Genomic DNA, 4,967 nt, shown 5'->3' on the forward strand with positions numbered 1-4,967 from the left:
CTTTACCTTTGCAGCCCGTTTTTTTAGAAGCGGGTAGTTCTTTGGAGAGGCGAATTGGGAGGCGAGAAGGCAAAAGAAGTGTTAAACAGGAAAATGGTTGTTGGATGAAAGCCGGATTGTTTTACCTTTGCAGCCCGAATTTAGAACAGGTAATAAGACAAGTAAGTTCTTTGAAAATATAGGTTAGCAGCAGACGGGGAAGTAGAGAGAGCGGGACAACGGATTACAACGGAGAGTTTGATCCTGGCTCAGGATGAACGCTAGCGGCAGGCCTAACACATGCAAGTCGAACGGTAGTCAGCAGCAATGTTGACGAGAGTGGCGCACGGGTGCGTAACGCGTATGTAACCTGCCCCATACTGGGGGATAGCCTCCCGAAAGGGAGATTAATACCCCATGGTAATACTGAGTTGCATGACTTGGTATTTAAAGCTGAGGCGGTATGGGATGGGCATGCGTCCGATTAGGTAGTTGGTAGGGTAAAGGCCTACCAAGCCTACGATCGGTAGGGGAACTGAGAGGTTGGTCCCCCACACTGGTACTGAGACACGGACCAGACTCCTACGGGAGGCAGCAGTGAGGAATATTGGGCAATGGCCGCAAGGCTGACCCAGCCATGCCGCGTGCAGGAAGAAGGCCCTATGGGTTGTAAACTGCTTTTCTCAGGGGGTAAACCCTCTTACGTGATAGGAGGCTGAAAGTACCTGAGGAATAAGCATCGGCTAACTCCGTGCCAGCAGCCGCGGTAATACGGAGGATGCGAGCGTTATCCGGATTCATTGGGTTTAAAGGGTCCGTAGGCGGTTTGTTAAGTCAGGGGTGAAATCCTTCAGCTCAACTGAAGAATTGCCTTTGATACTGGCAGGCTAGAGTGCGACAGAGGTGGATGGAATGTGTCAAGTAGCGGTGAAATGCATAGATATGACACAGAACACCGATTGCGAAGGCAGTTCACTGGGTCGCAACTGACGCTGATGGACGAAAGCGTGGGGAGCAAACAGGATTAGATACCCTGGTAGTCCACGCCCTAAACGATGATCACTTGCTGTTGGTTCGTCAGATGAATCAGTGGCAAAGCGAAAGCGTTAAGTGATCCACCTGGGGAGTACGGCCGCAAGGTTGAAACTCAAAGGAATTGACGGGGGCCCGCACAAGCGGTGGAGCATGTGGTTTAATTCGATGATACGCGAGGAACCTTACCTGGGCTTAAATGCAGGCTGACGGACTTGGAAACAGGTTTTTCCTTCGGGACGGCTTGCAAGGTGCTGCATGGTTGTCGTCAGCTCGTGCCGTGAGGTGTTGGGTTAAGTCCCCTAACGAGCGCAACCCCTACCCTTAGTTACCAGCGGGAGAGCCGGGGACTCTAAGGGAACTGCCCCCGTAAGGGGAGAGGAAGGAGGGGATGACGTCAAATCATCACGGCCCTTACGTCCAGGGCTACACACGTGCTACAATGGCGGTTACAGAGGGCAGCCACCTGGCGACAGGGAGCTAATCCTTAAAGACCGTCTCAGTTCGGATTGGAGTCTGCAACTCGACTCCATGAAGCTGGAATCGCTAGTAATCGCGCATCAGCCATGGCGCGGTGAATACGTTCCCGGGCCTTGTACACACCGCCCGTCAAGCCATGGGAGCCGGGGGTACCTGAAGTCGGTAACCGCAAGGAGCTGCCTAGGGTAAAACCGGTGACTGGGGCTAAGTCGTAACAAGGTAGCCGTACCGGAAGGTGCGGCTGGAATACCTCCTTTTTAGAGAACTTTTGATAAGTAAACCGACTTTCTCTACCTTCACTGACTGCTAACCGCATTTTACGATCTTTGACATATTGGCTAGGAGCGAGAGATAACGATAGTAGAGAGAAGTTAAGAAGGGCACACGGGGGATGCCTTGGCTTCCGGAGGCGAAGAAGGACGTGGTAAGCTGCGATAAGCCGCGGGGAGCTGCACGCGAGCGTAGATCCGTGGATTTCCGAATGGGGTAACCCCTCCGAATGAATTCGGAGATCTCCGTATAGGAGAGGCGAACCCGGGGAACTGAAACATCTAAGTACCCGGAGGAGGAGAAAACAACAGTGATTCCCTTAGTAGTGGCGAGCGAACGGGGAGGAGCCCAAACCCATGGTGTTTAGGCACTGTGGGGGTAGTAGGACCGACGAGAGGCATGCACATTCGAAGCCGAACAGTTTGGAAAGACTGGCCATAGGAGGTGAAAGCCCTGTAGGCGTAAGGATGTGAGATGTCAGTTGGTATCCTGAGTAGCGCGGGACACGAGGAATCCCGTGTGAATCAGCCGGGACCATCCGGTAAGGCTAAATACTCCCGGAAGACCGATAGTGAACAAGTACCGTGAGGGAAAGGTGAAAAGAACCCTGAGTAAGGGGGTGAAAGAGAACCTGAAACCGTGTGCCTACAAGCGGTCGGAGCTACGTAAGTAGTGACGGCGTGCCTTTTGCATAATGAGCCTACGAGTTGCGCATCACTGGCGAGGTTAAGGGCTTAAGGTCTGGAGCCGAAGCGAAAGCGAGTCTGAAGAGGGCGTATAGTCAGTGGTGGCAGACGCGAAACCTAGTGATCTACCCATGGCCAGGCTGAAGCTTCGGTAACACGGAGTGGAGGGCCGAACCAGTGAGCGTTGAAAAGCTTTTGGATGAGCTGTGGGTAGGGGTGAAAGGCTAATCAAACTGGGAAATAGCTCGTACTCCCCGAAATGCATTTAGGTGCAGCCTTGTGGTGGAGTATGTCAGAGGTAGAGCCACTGATAGGATGCGGGGGTTTCACCGCCTACCAAATCCTGACAAACTCCGAATGCTGACATATATACACAGGAGTGAGGGCCGGGGTGCTAAGGTCACGGTCCGAGAGGGAAAGAACCCAGATCAACGGCTAAGGTCCCGGAGTTATCGCTAAGTTGTTCAAACGAGGTCGAACTGCATTGACAGCTAGGATGTTGGCTTGGAAGCAGCCATTCATTTAAAGAGTGCGTAACAGCTCACTAGTCGAGCGGTTTGGCATGGACAATAATCGGGCATAAGCGATACACCGAAGCCTTGATGCTCGTAGGAGCAGGTAGGGGAGCATTCTGTAGGCGTTGAAGGATAGCTGAGAGGCTTACTGGAGCGTACAGAAGAGAAAATGTAGGCATAAGTAACGATAAGGCGGGTGAGAAACCTGCCCACCGAAAGACTAAGGTTTCCCGGGCGATGTTAATCAACCCGGGGTAAGTCGGGAGCTAAGGCGAGGTCGTTGTAGAGACGGCGTAGCTGATGCCAAATCGGTTAATATTCCGATACCTGCTTATAATGCGAAGCGGGGACGAAGCAGTGACACCTCCGCCCGGTGACGGAAATCCGGGTTAAAGCTTGTAGGTAGATTGGCAGTAGGCAAATCCGCTGCTGATGCCGAAGGTGATAGTACTCAGAGTCTACGGACGATGAGATAGAGAGGGTAATCAGACTTCCGAGAAAAGCCGCTAAGCTTCAGTTATAAGCAGCCCGTACCGTAAACCGACACAGGTAGTCGAGGAGAGGATCCTAAGGTGCTCGAGTGAGTCGTGGCTAAGGAACTAGGCAAATTAACCCCGTAACTTCGGGAGAAGGGGTCCCTGCCGTAAGGTGGGGCGCAGAGAAATGGCCCAGGCGACTGTTTATCAAAAACACAGGACTCTGCGAATTCGAAAGAAGAAGTATAGGGTCTGACACCTGCCCGGTGCCGGAAGGTTAAGAGGAGGGGTTAGCCGAAGAGGCGAAGCTCTGAATTGAAGCCCCGGTAAACGGCGGCCGTAACTATAACGGTCCTAAGGTAGCGAAATTCCTTGTCGGGTAAGTTCCGACCTGCACGAATGGTGTAACGATCTGGGCACTGTCTCAGCCACGAGCTCGGTGAAATTGTAGTCTCGGTGAAGATGCCGGGTACCCGCAATGGGACGAAAAGACCCCGTGAACCTTCACTACAGCTTAGTATTGACTTTGGACAACGGATGTGTAGGATAGGTGGGAGACTGAGAAGCTGAGGCGCCAGCCTTGGTGGAGTCGTCGTTGAAATACCACCCTTTCGTTGTTTGAAGCCTAACCACTGGAGAAGTGGGACAGTGCTTGGCGGGTAGTTTGACTGGGGTGGTCGCCTCCAAAAGAGTAACGGAGGCTTCCAAAGGTGCCCTCAGCACGCTTGGCAACCGTGCGCAGAGTGCAATGGCATAAGGGCGCTTGACTGTGAGGCCGACAAGCCGATCAGGTGGGAAACCAGGGCATAGTGATCCGGTGGCGCTGTATGGGCAGGCCATCGCTCAAAGGATAAAAGGTACTCCGGGGATAACAGGCTGATCCTTCCCAAGAGCTCACATCGACGGGGGGGTTTGGCACCTCGATGTCGGCTCGTCACATCCTGGGGCTGGAGAAGGTCCCAAGGGTTGGGCTGTTCGCCCATTAAAGTGGCACGCGAGCTGGGTTCAGAACGTCGCGAGACAGTTCGGTCTCTATCTATTGCGGGCGTTAGAAATTTGAGGGGAGCTGCCATTAGTACGAGAGGACCGTGGCGGACGCACCTCTGGTGTACCTGTTGTGGCGCCAGCTGCACCGCAGGGTAGCCATGTGCGGCAGTGATAAGCGCTGAAAGCATATAAGCGCGAAACATACCCCGAGATGAGATTTCTTTTAAGGGTCGTTCGAGAAGAGGACGTTGATAGGCTGCAGGTGTACAGGCAGTAATGTCATAGCCGAGCAGTACTAATTACCCGTAGACTTCCTCAACAGCTCGTTATCTCTGCTTCAAAAGCCGATATGTCAGTGATATTGGACAGAAGTACGGAAGACTTCGAGGGTGGCTATAGCGGTGGGGATCACCTCTTCCCATTCCGAACAGAGAAGTTAAGCCCACCAGCGCAGATGGTACTGGCCCACAAGCCGGGAGAGTATGTCGCTGCCCTCCTTATAATTTGTAAAAACCCCGGTTCGTGCCGGGGTTTTTTGTTTA

General features: G+C 53.1%; 1 protein-coding gene and 3 rRNA genes. All 4 read left to right on the forward strand.

All coding sequences use genetic code 11. From position 1 onward, the window contains the following. A partial coding sequence (locus DES35_RS11640) for a hypothetical protein (RefSeq protein ID WP_211306560.1) occupies positions 1-182 on the forward strand: 182 nt, incomplete at its 5' end. A 43-nt stretch (positions 183-225) separates the two neighbouring features. Continuing rightward, a 16S ribosomal RNA gene (locus tag DES35_RS11200) occupies positions 226-1,748 on the forward strand. A 106-nt stretch (positions 1,749-1,854) separates the two neighbouring features. Continuing rightward, positions 1,855-4,744: ribosomal RNA gene (locus DES35_RS11205) — 23S ribosomal RNA — on the forward strand. A gap of 66 nt (positions 4,745-4,810) precedes the next feature. Beyond that, a 5S ribosomal RNA gene (gene rrf / locus DES35_RS11210) occupies positions 4,811-4,922 on the forward strand. The 16S, 23S and 5S rRNA genes sit together here, the layout of an rRNA operon. Positions 4,923-4,967: the final 45 nt, after the last annotated feature.

Source organism: Schleiferia thermophila (genome assembly GCF_003337435.1).
Taxonomy (GTDB): domain Bacteria; phylum Bacteroidota; class Bacteroidia; order Flavobacteriales; family Schleiferiaceae; genus Schleiferia; species Schleiferia thermophila.